This is a genomic window from Lentibacillus amyloliquefaciens, from assembly GCF_001307805.1.
Classification (GTDB): Bacteria; Bacillota; Bacilli; order Bacillales; family Amphibacillaceae; genus Lentibacillus; species Lentibacillus amyloliquefaciens.
The window spans coordinates 1,156,663-1,172,879 of sequence record NZ_CP013862.1 but is presented as its reverse complement, the minus strand read 5'-3'; the positions used below and the strand labels follow the sequence as shown (position 1 = coordinate 1,172,879).

16 protein-coding genes are annotated in these 16,217 nt (G+C 41.4%); 15 read left to right on the top strand and 1 reads right to left on the bottom strand.

Annotation, left to right across the window (positions count from 1 at the left end):
• Window positions 1-44: 44 nt before the first annotated feature.
• Window positions 45-1,322: a replication-associated recombination protein A gene (locus tag AOX59_RS05875; RefSeq protein ID WP_068443170.1), complete on the bottom strand. Its 1,278-nt coding sequence runs from the start codon at window positions 1,320-1,322 to the stop codon at window positions 45-47.
• 144 nt (window positions 1,323-1,466) lie between these two features.
• Here AOX59_RS05875 and cymR point away from each other — a divergent pair, with 144 nt between their 5' ends.
• The 15 genes from cymR to greA all read left to right on the top strand — a co-directional run bounded on the left by cymR (window position 1,467) and on the right by greA (window position 16,190).
• Window positions 1,467-1,886: a cysteine metabolism transcriptional regulator CymR gene (gene cymR, locus AOX59_RS05870; RefSeq protein WP_068443168.1), complete on the top strand. Its 420-nt coding sequence runs from the start codon at window positions 1,467-1,469 to the stop codon at window positions 1,884-1,886.
• A 63-nt stretch (window positions 1,887-1,949) separates the two neighbouring features.
• Window positions 1,950-3,092 (top strand): cysteine desulfurase family protein, encoded by a 1,143-nt coding sequence (locus AOX59_RS05865; protein ID WP_068443165.1) that lies wholly within the window; start codon window positions 1,950-1,952, stop codon window positions 3,090-3,092.
• Window positions 3,093-3,110: 18 nt separating this feature from the next.
• On the top strand, window positions 3,111-4,220 hold the full coding sequence (mnmA, locus tag AOX59_RS05860) for a tRNA 2-thiouridine(34) synthase MnmA (protein ID WP_068443162.1): 1,110 nt from the start codon (window positions 3,111-3,113) through the stop codon (window positions 4,218-4,220).
• 44 nt (window positions 4,221-4,264) lie between these two features.
• Complete coding sequence (locus AOX59_RS05855) at window positions 4,265-4,933, top strand: tetratricopeptide repeat protein (protein ID WP_068443157.1); 669 nt, start codon at window positions 4,265-4,267, stop codon at window positions 4,931-4,933.
• Window positions 4,934-4,951: 18 nt separating this feature from the next.
• On the top strand, window positions 4,952-7,276 hold the full coding sequence (gene recD2 / locus AOX59_RS05850; protein ID WP_068443155.1) for an SF1B family DNA helicase RecD2: 2,325 nt from the start codon (window positions 4,952-4,954) through the stop codon (window positions 7,274-7,276).
• A gap of 178 nt (window positions 7,277-7,454) precedes the next feature.
• Window positions 7,455-7,646, top strand: a complete 192-nt coding sequence (locus AOX59_RS05845) for a hypothetical protein (RefSeq protein WP_068443152.1) — start codon at window positions 7,455-7,457, stop codon at window positions 7,644-7,646.
• 45 nt (window positions 7,647-7,691) lie between these two features.
• On the top strand, window positions 7,692-8,756 hold the full coding sequence (locus tag AOX59_RS05840; protein WP_068443149.1) for an AI-2E family transporter: 1,065 nt from the start codon (window positions 7,692-7,694) through the stop codon (window positions 8,754-8,756).
• Window positions 8,757-9,227: 471 nt separating this feature from the next.
• Window positions 9,228-11,870, top strand: a complete 2,643-nt coding sequence (gene alaS / locus AOX59_RS05835) for an alanine--tRNA ligase (RefSeq protein ID WP_068443146.1) — start codon at window positions 9,228-9,230, stop codon at window positions 11,868-11,870.
• A 95-nt stretch (window positions 11,871-11,965) separates the two neighbouring features.
• Window positions 11,966-12,235: an IreB family regulatory phosphoprotein gene (locus tag AOX59_RS05830; RefSeq protein WP_068443142.1), complete on the top strand. Its 270-nt coding sequence runs from the start codon at window positions 11,966-11,968 to the stop codon at window positions 12,233-12,235.
• A complete protein-coding gene (gene ruvX, locus AOX59_RS05825; RefSeq protein ID WP_068443139.1) occupies window positions 12,236-12,652 on the top strand; it encodes a Holliday junction resolvase RuvX in 417 nt (138 codons plus the stop codon). It begins immediately after the preceding gene.
• A 13-nt stretch (window positions 12,653-12,665) separates the two neighbouring features.
• Entirely contained in the window at window positions 12,666-12,953 is a 288-nt protein-coding gene (locus AOX59_RS05820; RefSeq protein WP_068443136.1) for a DUF1292 domain-containing protein, read from the top strand.
• Between the two features lie 165 nt (window positions 12,954-13,118).
• Entirely contained in the window at window positions 13,119-14,237 is a 1,119-nt protein-coding gene (mltG, locus tag AOX59_RS05815) for an endolytic transglycosylase MltG (RefSeq protein ID WP_068443133.1), read from the top strand.
• A 76-nt stretch (window positions 14,238-14,313) separates the two neighbouring features.
• Window positions 14,314-14,973, top strand: a complete 660-nt coding sequence (locus AOX59_RS05810; protein WP_068443129.1) for an O-methyltransferase — start codon at window positions 14,314-14,316, stop codon at window positions 14,971-14,973.
• A complete protein-coding gene (gene udk, locus AOX59_RS05805) occupies window positions 14,966-15,607 on the top strand; it encodes a uridine kinase (RefSeq protein WP_068443127.1) in 642 nt (213 codons plus the stop codon). The genes AOX59_RS05810 and udk overlap by 8 nt, the downstream gene beginning before the upstream one ends.
• 106 nt (window positions 15,608-15,713) lie before the next feature.
• Window positions 15,714-16,190: a transcription elongation factor GreA gene (greA, locus tag AOX59_RS05800; protein ID WP_068443124.1), complete on the top strand. Its 477-nt coding sequence runs from the start codon at window positions 15,714-15,716 to the stop codon at window positions 16,188-16,190.
• The last annotated feature ends 27 nt before the right edge of the window (window positions 16,191-16,217 follow it).

Below are 16,217 nucleotides of genomic sequence, written 5' to 3'. Positions count from 1 at the left end.
ATCATTAGTTTGACCGCTTGAAAAAAGAATTATACCTCTAAAATCTAGTATTGTTTTTTTGATTGGATTTTCTCATGAACGTTTTTCAATTGCTGTTCAAATTTGCTGCTGGCTTTTGGCTTATAGTAATCTTTATTTTTGATTGTGTCTGGCAGATACTGTTGATTGACCCAGCTGTTTTCATAATTATGCGGGTATTTATAGTCAATGCCCCGGCCCATTTTTTGGGCGCCTTGATAATGTGCGTCTTTTAAGTGAGCGGGTACATCTCCGCTTTTTCCATTGCGAATATCTGAGAGTGCTTCATCAAGCGCATTATATGCTGTATTGGATTTAGGTGACAGTGCGAGCTCGACGATTGCATTAGCTAAGGGTATACGTGCTTCAGGGAAGCCCAGGCGCTCTGCTGCCTGAACAGCAGAAATGGCTCTCGGTCCTGCTTGAGGATTGGCAAGTCCAATATCTTCGTAGGCGATTACGATCATACGGCGTGCAATACTGTCCAGATCACCGGCTTCTATCAGTCTTCCGAGATAATGCAAAGCTGCGTTAACGTCACTGCCCCGGATGGATTTTTGAAAAGCTGACAAGACGTCGTAGTGGGCGTCACCATCTTTATCATGCGAAAAACTCTTTTTCTGCATGCATTCTTCAGCTGCTTCGAGAGAGATAACAATTTCACCCTTATTGTCCTTTGGTGTAGATGAAACTGCAAGCTCGAGCCCATTCAAGGCAGAGCGCATATCACCGTTTGCAGCAAATGCCAAATGGTCCAGTGCTTCATCTGTTAATTTAACAGACTCTGATCCTACGCCGTTCACTTCATCAATTGAGGCTCTCGTGATGGCCGTTTTGATATTATCAATTGTTAATGGGTGAAGTTCGAACAGGTGGCATCTGCTGCGGATGGCAGGGTTAATAGAATGATATGGGTTGCTTGTTGTGCAGCCAATCAGCGTCAGAAGGTTACTTTCGATATGCGGAAGCAGAAAATCCTGTTTTGCTTTGTCCAATCTGTGGACTTCATCAAGCACGAGAACAACTTGTCCGGTCATTTTAGCTTCTTCCACAACGATTTCCATATCTTTTTTCTTATCAACGACAGCATTCAGCATTTTTACCGGGATGTCCAGGCTCTTGGCAAGGGCATACGCCAATGACGTCTTTCCGGTTCCCGGAGGTCCAAACAGAATCATAGGGGAGAGGCGTTCAGCCTGTATCATACGGTTAAGTATTTTTCCTTCACTGACCAGATGTTCTTGCCCTATAATGTCATTAATATGTTCAGGTCTCATACGATAAGCGAGTGGTTGTTGGTTCATTTTGATCGTCCTTTTTTAAAAGTTAATAAGCAATATATATAAAAGCGTAATTCTGAATGTGTTAAAATGCAAGAAACAAGTGATTCGTGCTATAATATTTTATATTATCATAAAGAACGTTTTATAAATTATGAGGTGTTTTAAATGAAGATTTCGACTAAAGGCAGATACGGGTTAACCATTATGCTTGAACTAGCAAGAAAGCATGGGAACGGTCCAACTTCACTGAAGACGATTGCCCGTGAGAAAGAGCTTTCTGAGCATTATTTGGAACAGCTCGCATCTCCATTGCGAAATGCAGGGCTGATAAAGAGTATCCGCGGTGCATACGGCGGTTATATACTGGCGAAAGATCCGAAAGACATTCGAGCAGGGGATATTATACGCGTACTTGAAGGACCAATATCGCCTGTTGAAGGGATAGAAAATGAAGAACCTGCCAAGCAGGCGTTATGGATACGCGTAAGGGATGCTGTCAAAGATGTATTGGATACGACAACATTGGAAGATTTGAAACAGCATGAAAATGACAAGGTGCAGGACGCCTATATGTTTTATATTTAATCAATATGCTTGAACAGCGAGAATTTATCGCTATTTAACATATAGTTGGAAAGGGTAATAAAGATGGATCACATTTATTTGGATCATGCGGCAACAACCCCGATGGACACGCAAGTTGTTGAAGCGATGAATCCGATTATGACAAATATATTCGGTAATCCTTCAAGTGTTCATTCATTTGGCCGAAAAGCCAGACAATACCTTGATGACGCGCGACGTACCATGGCTGGCAGCATTCATGCCAACGAAAAAGATATCGTTTTTACAAGCGGCGGAACAGAAGCAGATAACCTTGCCATGATTGGCACTGCTCTGGCTAATCAGGATAAAGGGAACCATATCATTACAACTGTTCAGGAGCATCACGCAGCACTAAATACAGCTGAATATCTGGAACAACAGGAATTTGATGTCACATATCTTCCGGTTGATGAACAAGGAAGAATTAACATTGAGGATCTGACTGCATCATTGAGAGACGACACCATTTTAGTATCGATTATGTATGTTAATAATGAAACGGGCGTCATTCAGCCAATCGAGGCGATCGGTGATATTTTAAAAGATCATCAGGCCTATTTTCATACCGATGCAGTCCAGGCTTTCGGTTTATTGGATATAGACGTTCAACAGTCAGGGATTGATCTATTGACGGTTTCTTCCCATAAAATAAATGGTCCCAAAGGTATCGGATTTTTGTATGTGGCAGGTGGTACTAAAATTGAAGCACTTCAATTCGGAGGTGAACAGGAACGAAAACGTCGCCCTGGAACAGAAAACATTGCTGCTGCTGTCGGCTTCAAAAAGGCTGTTGAATTGACGGTGGAAAATAAAGCTGAAAAAAGACAGGTTTATGCCTCTTATAAAGACCGATTTTTAAACCGGCTGAGAGAGAATGGCATCAAATATGAAGTGAACGGTACACCGGATCATACAATACCGGCGATTGTCAATCTAAGCTTTCCGGGAACAAACGTTGAGTCTCTCTTGACAAATTTTGATCTCAGCGGCATTTCCGCATCAAGCGGCAGTGCATGTACAGCCGGGTCAGTGGAACCTTCCCATGTACTCAGTGCGATGTATGGCGGAAATTCAGATCGGACAACCAATTCAATCCGGTTCAGTTTCGGGTCGTTCAATACTGAAGAGAATGTGATTGAGGCAGCAGATCGTGTTGCGGCAATCGTGAAACGTTTAGCAAATTAAAATGAGATGGTGATAAACATGAAATCAAACCAGGATACACGGGTAGTGGTCGGTATGAGCGGTGGCGTTGATTCGTCAGTAGCCGCATTGCTGTTGAAAGAACAAGGTTATGATGTTGTCGGTATTTTCATGAAGAACTGGGATGATACAGATGAAAATGGTGTCTGTACCGCAACGGAAGATTATGATGATGTTGTCAGGGTATGTAACCAGCTGGATATCCCTTACTTTGCCGTTAATTTTGAAAAACAATACTGGGATAAAGTTTTTACGTATTTTCTTGATGAATATCAAGCAGGGAGAACACCAAATCCGGATGTGATGTGCAATAAGGAAATTAAATTTAAAGCTTTCCTTGAGCATGCTATGTCACTTGGTGCCGATTATCTGGCTACGGGTCATTACGCACAAGTGAGAAATCATGAAGGCCGGTATGAAATGCTCCGGGGTGTGGATGACAATAAAGACCAGACGTACTTCTTAAATCAGTTGGATTCAGAGGTGCTTGAAAAGGTTATGTTTCCACTCGGTCATCTGAGTAAGAATGAGGTCCGGGAAATCGCTAAAGAGCATGATTTGGTTACAGCTGCAAAGAAAGACAGTACCGGTATCTGTTTTATCGGCGAACGAAATTTCAAAGAGTTTTTAAGTGAATATCTGCCGGCGCAGCCCGGTGTTATGAAAACACTTGATGGGATTGAAAAAGGACGTCATGACGGGCTGATGTATTATACACTCGGCCAGCGCCAGGGCCTGGGAATTGGCGGATCGGGCGAACCATGGTTTGTCGTGGGTAAAAATCTTGAAGAAAATGTATTGTACGTCGGCCAGGGTTTTGACAATGACAGTTTATACTCGGATGGGTTGATTGCTTCCGACGTTAACTGGATCAATCCGGCTCCGGATGAATCGTTCACATGTACAGCCAAATTCAGATATCGTCAAAAAGACAGCGGTGTAACGGTCACTATGATGAAAGATGGAAATGTTCATGTCGCCTTCGATGAAACTCAGCGGGCCATAACGCCTGGACAAGCAGTTGTGTTTTATGACGGCGATGTATGTCTGGGCGGCGGTACGATCGACGAAGTCATAAAAAATGAAAATTATCTTGATTATGTTGGATAACCAAATGGGCGTTATATGCTTTTTTGACGATTAGAGGTGAAACAATGGATAAAAATCAGCAGGCGATACAGCTGATGAAAGAACAAAAATATGAAGAAGCGGCACAGCTTTTCAATGATATTATAGAAACGGACCCGGAAAATCCGGTGGGCTATGTAAACTTCGGGAATTTATTGCTTCATATCAATGATACTGAACGTGCGGAACGTTTTTACCATCGTGCAATTGAACTGGATTCAGAAGCAGCAACAGCTTATTACGGGCTCGGGAATCTATACTATGAAAAACAGGATTTTTCAAATGCTCAGCAAAACTTTTTAAAAGCTATTGAAATCGGTCTTGAAGAAGCGGATGTATTTTATCTACTCGGGATGACATTCTTCCATCAGGAGGAGTATAAACTGGCTATTCCATACTTGATGCGGGCGGCCGAACTTGCCCCCAAAGACACTGAATTCCTGTTTCAATACGGGATGTCTCTGGCACAAAGCGAGCATATCAATGATGCAAAACCGGTATTTGAGAATGTGCTTAAACTGGATGGAAACCATAGTGATGCGCATTATAACCTGGGAGTCATTGCTTTGTATGAAGAAGATCTGGAGGGTGCTTTGAACCAATTCAATCAGGCTTTGGAAATTCAGCCTGAACATTTATTGGCGAAAAACGCAAAAGAACAAATCATGCAAGTCTGGAATAATTCTGATATGTAAGATAGTGAGGTTATTCGTATGGCAACGGATGGACAAAACCCTCAAACAGATGGGTATATAAAAGGTGAACTGCTGCACACGATTTTTAGAAACGAGCATGAAAATTTTTCCATTTCCAAAATTAAAGTCCTTGATACGAATGAAGATTATACGAATAAGGATATCGTTATAAAAGGTTATTTCTCAGACCTGCAGGAAACTGCTGTGTATAACTTTTATGGCAGTCTGGAGCGGCATGCTAAATTTGGTCTGCAATACAAAGTGACTTCATACCAAACGTTTGTCCCTGATACAAAAGAAGGTCTGATTGCTTATCTCTCCAGTGATATGTTTCACGGCATTGGAAAAAAAACAGCCGAAAAAATAGTGGATACACTTGGTGAGAATGCCATTTCGAAAATATTAAACGACTCGAATGTGTTATCTGAAGTGCCGGGTTTAAAAAAAGAAAAAGCCAAACTTCTTGCTGATACTTTAAAAGAAAACCAGGGTTTTGAGCACATCGCTGTTTATTTATCTAAATACGGAATCGGTCTGAAGATGGCCCAAAAAATATACAAGGAGTATAAAGACGAAGCAATCAGCGTGTTGCAGGAAGACCCTTATCAGTATGTTTTTGATATTGATGGGTTTGGTTTTCAGACTGCCGATGAGATTGCTCGATCTAATGGTCTGTCGTTGACACACCCAAGCCGAATAGGCGCTGGGTGTATTTATGTTTTGCAAAAAAACATTCAGGATGGTCACGTATTTTTACCGATTGAAACGTGTGCAAGGCAGGTCGCCTACTTGCTCGTGCACCCTGAACTCAAGCTCACCAATGATATGGTCGTAAACCGTCTGGAAGCCTTAAACAAGGAAAAAGATGTCATACTTGCCGACGGAAATGTTTACTTGCCTTCACTTTATTATGCCGAAGATGGATTTGCATCCAATCTTAAACGATTGATTTCCAAACCGGTTGAACATGAAACTCCAACAGCAGAACTGATGAAGATTATAGGGGATATTGAAGAAGAAGAAATCCTTAGTTACGGCAAGGAACAATTTGAAGCTATCGAGCAAGCGTTACGCTCGAAATTAATGATTCTAACAGGTGGCCCGGGAACCGGCAAGACAACGGTGGTAAAAGGAATACTGAATGCCTATGCTGAAATTCATGACCTTTCCTCAGACCCGGGTGAATATGATTCAGCTTCAGATTATCCCTTTATTTTGACAGCACCTACCGGCAGAGCTGCTAAAAGACTGAAGGAATCAACCGGTCTTCCGGCGGTAACGATTCACCGATTGTTAGGATGGGATGGACAAAGCGGATTTGAGAAAAATGAGCATGAGCAACTAACAGGCAAATATTTAATTGTTGATGAGTTTTCCATGGTTGATATTTGGCTTGCCAATAGTTTGTTCAAAGCTATACCGGACGATATGCAAGTATTGCTGGTGGGCGACGAAGATCAGCTCCCATCGGTAGGACCGGGACAGGTGCTGGCGGATTTGCTAGCCAGTGAACATATTCCATATATAAGTCTTCAGGATGTTTACCGGCAAAAGGAAGGATCTAAAATAATTGAACTCGCACATATGATTAAACAGGATGCAGTTGATCAGCGAGCATTACAAAATGATAAAGATTTCAGCTTTATCCACTGCAGCACACATCAGGTGATTGAAGCCGTCACGATGGTTATTGAACGGGCCGGAACAAAAGGCGTTGATTTAAAAAACATTCAGGTTATGGCACCGATGTACCGTTCCGAGGCTGGCATAACCATGATTAATCAACATTTGCAGACCCTGATAAACCCGCCTTCGTCCTCAAAACGGGAAATACAAACGACAGATGCCGTTTTCCGTGTTGGTGATAAAGTCCTGCAACTTGTCAACCAACCGGAGGATAACATCTATAATGGTGATATTGGCGAAGTTGTTGCTATATTTGAAGAAGATGAAAATGTCGATAACATTGAACAGCTTGTAGTGGATTTTGAAGGCAAAGAGGTTGTGTATGAAAGAAAAGATTATGTGAACATCACACATGCCTACTGTATCTCTATCCATAAGTCGCAGGGGAGCGAATTTCCGATTGTTATTCTGCCGATTGTTTCGGCTTACAATCGTATGCTGAAGAAAAATTTACTCTATACCGCCATAACAAGGAGCAAAAAGTCGCTTATCATTTGCGGTCAGCAGCATGCTTTTCTGCGGGGGGTGCAGACACTGGACTCAAACAAGCGTTTCACATCACTAAAAAAACAACTGCATGAACGTTTGGATGCTATTGAAGAAAGCGAACAGCCAATCGGGGAGGAAGAAGAAATGACGCCATACGATTTTATGTGAATATCATGTATATTTTGTCTCTTTTCGGGCAACCATAGACAAATAAAGTGAAACTTCATTCAATGGAGTGATTTTTCCATTGAATGTCAGTTAAACCGAATCGGACATTTACGGACTGTTAAGCCCCGTTTTTCGGGGATTTACTGTCCGTTATATGCGGGATAAAGGAGCTTTCACAATGTTGGTATGTCCGAATTGCAGCGAAAAAAATATTGGTAAAATCGGAGCTCAGCAATTCTATTGCTGGAATTGTTTTGTTGAGCTCTCTGTCTTTAATGATAAACTTACGATTCATCAGGTTGAGCCGGATGGGTCGTTAAGTTCTCTGGATGATCTGTTTACGGAAGATGAGCGGAAAATTCAATGGTAATGTTTTATCAAAAACATGAACTCACTTTACCCGGGAGGTTCAGGCATGTTCCTGTACAATAAACCATTGAATTTTCTGTTTTGGGTTATAACTGGCATTTTTGTATTTTTATTTGTCTATTTACTTGTGAAACTTTTTCCTGTTTATGGTACTGTCCTTTCTTTCCTATGGCAGCTGCTTCTTCCGTTTTTAATAGCCATGTTGATTGCTTATTTATTATACCCGGTCATTGAAAAAATGCACAAGCACAATATCCCGAAGAGTGCAGCCATTCTGTTGATTTATTTTCTTTTTTTTGGCGGAATTGGGTTTTTGGGATACCGTCTATATCCGGCTGTCATTCAGCAGCTGAGTGATTTGCAGAACCAGCTTCCCCAGCTGATTGAAATGTATCGGGACTTCGTTTATAGTCTGTATGAATATACATCTTTCTTGCCGGAGACTTTCCATGACAAAATGGATGAACTGATATTTGAAGCAGAAGCCTATATGGAAGAATTGATTGCTGACGTTGTCAGAGGCTTTACGAAGATTTTCGATATGATTGTGGTTATAACCGTGATTCCGGTCCTCGCTTTCTACTTTTTGAAAGATTTTGCTTCTATTAAAGATTATTTCAAAACTTGGATTCCCCAAAAGTATCATAAACAGACAAAAGGGCTCTTGCATGCAATAGATGAAGGGCTTGGCGGTTACATAAGAGGACAGCTGATCGTATCACTGTTTGTCGGTGCGGCAGCATTCGGGGTATTTAAATTTTTGGGTATTCCATATGCCTTATTATTAGCAATTATTATGGCGCTCACGAACATTATTCCCTATTTTGGTCCGATTATTGGAGCGATCCCGGCGATTGCCATTACGGCGACTATTTCCGGCAAAATGGCTTTAATTGTGCTGGCAAGCATTTTTATCATACAGGTCATAGAAGGCAATTTTTTATCGCCGTATATAGTTGGCAGGAGTGTCAGGATTCACCCGGCAGCTATCATTTTTGCCTTGCTGCTTGGGGGAAAAATAGGCGGGGTTATTGGTCTTATTTTGGCTGTTCCCATTTCATTTGTGCTCAAAGTTCTCATTGAGCATGTGATGTCAGTCAGGAGGTTATAATTGACATGGAAAAAAAAGTTGTCTATACTATCAGCAAATTAACTACATTATTACGTTGAAGGTTCCAAGTACATGGGCTTTTCGTTCAAACGAGTCCTGGTGAATCAGGCAGACTCTTCAGAGAGGGGTTTCCTAAGGCTGGAAGAAACCCTGAAAACAGAGAACCATGGAAAGCTAAACCGGAGTACGGCTAACCCCCGTCGGTTTCACACCGTTATCATGCTGAGTGGTGAATGGTTTTCCCATTCATAATTAGGGTGGTACCGCGGATCTCGTCTCTAAAGCTAAATAGAGAGGGGATTTTTTATTGTCGTAAATCAGAAGACACGGTCAACACGACTGCATGCTTTTCATTGAAAGAACTGGCAGAGAGTGCTTTTTGATCATGTGAAAGTAGAAACGCTGCCAGCAAAGAAAAGAAACATAACAGCCTTTTAAAAAGCGTTTAAAATAAAAGTTGGAGGTTAAATGATGAAACAGTTAACATCGGCACAAGTACGGCAAATGTTTCTGGATTTTTTTAAGGATAAAGGGCATCAAGTGGAACCAAGCGCGTCACTGGTGCCAAAAGAAGATCCGACATTGCTGTGGATCAACAGCGGTGTTGCCACACTCAAGAAATATTTTGATGGCCGGATCATCCCGGAAAATCCGCGTATCGTTAATGCACAAAAATCTATCCGGACAAATGATATAGAAAATGTCGGATTCACAGCCAGGCACCATACGTTTTTTGAAATGCTTGGCAACTTTTCAATCGGTGATTATTTTAAAAAAGAAGCGATCGCGTATGCGTGGGAATTTTTAACGAGCGAAAAATGGATTGGATTTGATCCGGAATTACTAGCGGTGACCGTTCACCCGGAAGATGATGAAGCATATGACATCTGGCTGCATGATATTCAGATTCCGAAAGAGCGGATTATTCGGCTTGAAGAAAATTTCTGGGATATCGGTGAGGGCCCGAGCGGACCAAACTCCGAAATATTTTATGATCGCGGCGAAAGCTACGGTAATGACCCTGAAGATCCTGAGTTGTACCCGGGAGGCGAAAACGAACGCTTTCTTGAAATATGGAATCTTGTCTTTTCTCAGTTTAATCATAATCCTGATGACACGTACACCCCGCTGCCAAAGCAAAATATTGATACCGGGATGGGGCTGGAACGGGTAGTGTCTGTTATCCAGGATGCTCCGACAAACTTTGATACTGATCTATTTATGCCGCTTATCCGGGAAGCCGAAGAGATTTCAGGCAAAAAGTATGGCCAAAATTCAGCGGACGACACAGCTTTTAAAGTCATTGCCGACCATATTCGAACCGTATCATTTGCTGTCGGCGACAAAGCGCTGCCATCCAACGAAGGACGAGGTTATGTACTGAGAAGACTTCTGCGCCGGGCCGTCCGTTTTGCCAAACAGCTGGGCATCGATGAGCCTTTTATGTATAAACTTGTTCCGATCGTCGGCAATATCATGGAGGACTACTATCCGGACGTTTTAAAACAGAAGTCCTACATTGAGACTGTTATTAAAACCGAAGAGGAGCGTTTCCATGAAACATTGAATGATGGCCTTGAGATACTCAATTCGATTATTGATAAAGAAAAACAGAAAGGAAGTGACGTATTCCCGGGGTCAGAAGTGTTTAAATTATATGATACGTATGGTTTTCCCAAGGAACTGACAGATGAATATGTTGCAGATTACGGGTTTTCTATTGATGAGGAAGGCTTTGAGCTTGAGATGGAAAAGCAGCGTGAACGTGCCAGGAATGCACGGCAGAAAGTTGATTCCATGCAAATTCAGGACGGTGTGTTGAGTGATGTGGAAACTGAGAGTATATTTGTCGGTTATGATCAGCTGAAAGTGAAGACATCTGTGGAAGTGCTGGTGAAAGGGAAAGAATTCACGGATAATGCAACGGCCGGAGATGAGGTGTTTGTATTTTTGAAAGAAACCCCATTTTATGCTGAAAGCGGTGGTCAGATTGCAGATAATGGCTGGATATATACAGACAACGCGTCAGGTTATGTTGAGGATGTTCAACAGTCACCAAACGGCCAGAACGTGCATAAGGTCCGAGTGAAAGAAGGAGAAATCAGAACTGGAGAAGAAATCCAGGCAGCCGTTGAAAGTGCTTTTCGCAGTGGCATCGTTAAAAATCATACAGCCACTCATTTGCTTCACCAGGCTTTGAAAGATGTTCTTGGTGATCATGTCAACCAAGCGGGGTCACTGGTGGCACCGGACCGACTGAGATTTGACTTCTCACATTTCAACTCAGTGAGTGAAGAAGAAATGGCAGCTATTGAGCAAAAAGTAAATGAAAAGATTTGGGCATCCATTCCAGTTGTTATTGATCGTAAAAAACTTGAAGAGGCCAAAGAGATGGGTGCAATGGCCTTATTCGGCGAGAAATATGGTGATGTGGTACGAGTTGTTCAAATCAGCGATTATAGCATTGAATTATGCGGCGGCTGTCACGTCCATAACACTGATGAAATCGGTCTGTTTAAAATTATTTCGGAAACTGGCATTGGTGCCGGCACCAGAAGAATTGAAGCCGTTTCAAGTAAACAGGCTTACTGGTATGTCAACGAAAAACTGGGCATACTGCAAAAGACTGCTAAATTATTGAAAACAACAGATGATGGCGTCATTGAACGTGTAGAAGGTATGTACGATGAAATTAAAACAATGCAAAAAGAGAATGAATCACTAAATGCGAAGCTTTCCAATCAGGAAGCATCTTCCATCGTTGAAAAGAGTGAAACAATTAATGGTGTCCCTGTGTTGGCCCAGCAAGTGAATGCAAAAGATATGAATCAGCTCCGCAATATGCTGGATGAGTTAAAGCAAAAGTTTGATTCAGCTGTTATCCTGTTGGCATCTGAGAACAATCAGAAAGTTCAATTGGCTGCAGGGGTTACAAAAGATTTGACTGACAAAGGTCTTCATGCCGGCAACCTGATCAAACAGGCAGCTGAAATCTGCGGAGGAGGCGGCGGCGGCCGCCCTGATATGGCTCAGGCAGGCGGTAAAATGCCGGAAAAAATTAATGAAGCCTTACAAGTTGCAAATCAATATGTGACAAACCATTTAAATGATTAAACTACTGTATTCTATCCTCTAAAAAAGATATAATATGAACGATAAACATGTTAGAATAGAATATAAACGGAAAACATGTGGAATGAGGTGTCACGATGAGCTCTATTGATAAAACAATGAAATTTAATTTTTCGGAGGAGCCTTTTGATCATGATATAAAAGACATCCTGCTGACGGTCTACGGGGCGCTTAAAGAAAAAGGCTATAATCCGAACAATCAGATAGTCGGCTATTTACTATCGGGAGATCCGGCATACATCCCAAGGTATAACGACGCCCGAAGTTTAATTCGCAAGGTAGAACGGGATGAAGTAATTGAAGAGCTTGTGAAGTTTTACCTCGAAGAACAGCAGAAGGAAAGTTAAATGAAAATAGTTGGACTGGATGTCGGTTCCAAAACGATCGGTGTGGCCGTAAGTGATTTGTTAGGTATGACAGCACAAGGCCTTACAACGATTAAATGGAACGAAGAGGATATATATTCAGCTGATGAACAGCTGAAGCAAATAATAAATGAACATGCTGTTGGGGAAGCTGTAATAGGGTTGCCGAAGCATATGAATGGATCAATCGGCCAACGCGGTGAAGCATCACAAGCATATGCAGAACACGTCGAAAAAATTCATAACATACCGGTAATCCTTTGGGATGAAAGATTGACTACTGTCGCAGCGGAACGCGTTTTACTCGAAGCAGACATGAGCAGAAAAAAACGCAAGAAAGTCATCGACAAAATGGCAGCAGTCATGATCTTGCAAACTTATCTCGATCAGGCAAATTAAAAGGAGTGTAATCATGGCACTGGAAGAAAATGAACGAATTATTATCCCTGATGAAAATGGTGAAGAGCATCTTTTTGAAGTATTGTTTACGTTCGACGTTGATAAAACGGGTCATTCCTATTTAGCTGTTGTACCAGCCGAGCAAAAGGAAGACGAAGAAGTCGAAGTATATGCATTCAGATATGAAGAAGAAGAAAAGAATGAAGATGACCTGTCACTCTTTCCAATCGAATCCGATGATGAGTGGGAAATGGTTGAAGAGGTGCTTCACACATTGATTGATGAAGAAAACAACGAATGAAGATTAAATCGGTATAGATAAGCTGATATCTTGATGGGTATCAGCTTTTCCGTTGTATCACAAGAAATTTTCCACTGGATGAAATTTCAGTACATAATAGAACAGCCTCTAATAGATTATTGTCGTTGATTTTAGTATAATAAACAAGGTGAAAGGGGGAGACCAATGTCGAAGAAGAAGGTGTCAGGAAGCTATAAGGAGAACTTGCTGAAACGCAGTGATGACGCTAAAACAGTCCGAAAAATTGCTGCAGTCATCATCATCTCACTGGCCCTGATTTTGGTTATTGGCAGTATATCAGGATACTTATATATTAATTCTGCGTTGGAGCCAGTTGACCCTGACAGCAGCGAAGATATCAATATTGAGATTCCATTGGGATCTTCCACATCTGAAATCGCATCAATCCTCGAAGAAAATGGTATTATAAAAGATGGCACGATTTTCCAATTTTATACAAAATTTAAGAATGTGACCGGTTTTCAAGCAGGGAACTATACCTTTTCGCCTTCTATGAATGTTGATGAATTATTAGGAGCACTTCAAAATGGGAGAGTCACGGAAGAGCCTGTTTACTCCATAACAATTCCGGAAGGTCAGACAATTGATCAGATAGCCGCAACTTACGGAGAAAAACTTCAATTCAGCAAAGAAGATTTTCTTAATAAGGTAAACGACCCAGAATATATTGAAACGTTAATCAGCACCTATCCCAATATATTAACGAATGATCTGCTTAACCCTGAAATCAGGACACCGCTGGAAGGTTATTTATTTGCTGCAACGTATCAATTCTACAGCGAGAATCCTTCAGTTGAAGAAGTGGTCAACCGTATGCTTGAAAAAACTGTTAATGTGGTGACACCTTATATGGATGAGATATCCGGACAGGATTTAACTGTACACGAAGCATTAACTATGGCATCGGTTGTTGAAAACGAAGCAAGCTCTAATGAACAACGAAAGAAGATTGCCGGTTTGTTTTATAACCGGTTGGATGAAGGTATGGCACTTCAGACTGACCCAACTGTGCTTTACGCTCTTGGGGAGCATAAAGACCAGGTCACGTACGATGATTTGGAAGTTGAATCGCCTTATAATACGTATCATGTCAATTCGCTTCCTGTAGGTCCAATTTCCAATTTTGCTGAAACTTCTCTGGAGGCGACTGTTAATCCGGAAGAGACGGATTACTTATACTTTTTGCATGACGACGAAGGCAACATCCATTTCTCAGAGACAAATGAAGCGCACAATAAATTAAGAGAGGAACACATTAATTAAGGTATGAAGGCCATTATCTTCGTTTTTGACGATTATAGCCTGGTGTTCTAATAAGCGAATTGAAGAGGACGATCTTATGGATGAAACGTTAGCGAATTATTTAAGAAATTCGTTGCCTGATAATAAAACATGGGTAACTGAACTTGAACAAGCAGCTGAAATGGACAATGTCCCAATCATGGACCCTATAAGCATGAATTTTGTCATGCAAATGATCCGGCTGATAAAGCCGGATCAAATCCTGGAAATAGGAACAGCTATTGGTTATTCTGCATTAAGAATGCTCGAGGCATATCCGGCAGCACAAATCGTGACGATAGAAAGAGATGAAAATCGCTATCACAAAGCAAATAATAATATTAGACGATTAGACAAACAAGGCCATATTACCACTCTGTTTGGTGATGCGATTGAACAACTGCAGCAAATGCAATCGAGGGCATTTGACCTTATCTTGATTGATGCTGCTAAGGGTAAGTATCAGCGATTTTTTGAACACGCTGCACCACTTTTGGTAAATGGCGGTACTGTTTTGTCTGACAATGTTTTGTTTAAAGGATATGTCGCAGATGACGGTAAACAACATCCCAGATATCAAAAAATAGCAAAGAAAATTCGAACATACAATGATTGGCTTACGAATCATCCGGATTTTGCAACAACAATCGTGCCGATCGGGGATGGAATTGCAATGAGCATAAAAGATGAAGGAAAGGAGTTTCCATCAAATGACTGAAAAGCCGGTTGTAATTGGCGTCGCAGGCGGGAGCGGAAGCGGTAAGACATCTGTCACACGCTCTATTTGCGAACGATTCCAGGACAAAACCATCCTTGTGATTGAGCAGGATTATTACTATAAAGACCAGAGTCATTTACCGTTTGAAGAAAGACTGAATACAAATTACGACCATCCTCTGGCGTTTGATAACGACCTATTAATCAGTCATATTCATGACTTGCTCGATCATAAAACGATTCAAAAGCCTGTTTATGATTATAAGATGCACACAAGGTCAAATGAGGTTGTCAGTGTACAACCCAAAGAAGTGATCATTCTGGAGGGTATCTTAATACTCGAAGACCCGCGGCTTGTTGACTTAATGGATATCAAGGTTTATGTTGACACGGATGCGGACGTCCGGATTATCCGCAGGCTCTCCAGGGATATTAAAGAGCGGGGGAGAACACTGGACTCGGTCATTGAACAATACGAAAACATTGTCAGACCCATGCATTTACAATTTGTTGAACCAACAAAGCGCTATGCTGATATTATTATTCCTGAAGGCGGTCAAAACCATGTAGCGATTGATATAATGGCGACCAAAGTCGAAAAGATTCTCTCCAGGAACCAGCAAAAAATAAACTGAAAAAGTATTGAAAATTTATATTGAATCTGCCATAGTAGTTTTTAGTATAAATTTACATTAAAGTGTCCAAATTGCAGGATTGAATATAAAAGGAGTGTATTAGTGAATGGCTACAGAGAAAAGCTTTTATATGACTCAAGAGGGGAAAGAGAAACTGGGAGAGGAACTTGAATATCTTAAAATGGATAAAAGGGCTGAAGTCGTGGATCGTATTAAAGAGGCGCGCGGATTCGGCGACCTTTCCGAGAATTCTGAATATGATGCCGCCAAAGAAGAACAGGCATTTGTTGAATCACGCATAGCACAAGTTGAAAAAATGATGCGCAATGCTGTTATCATTGAAAACGATAACGAAAATCCGGATATCGTGTCAATGGGAAGGACAGTGACGTTTAAAGAACTTCCGGATGGTGATGAAGAGATATACACGATTGTAGGAAGTGCAGAAGCTGATCCATTTGAGGGAAAAATTTCAAACGATTCGCCTATGGCTAAAAGTCTGATTGGCCAGGAAAAAGGAACAGAAGTGGCTGTTACCACGCCAGGCGGGGATATTATGGTGAGAATTGAAGATGTTGAATAGAAATTAATGTCATAAAGATTTAAAAGA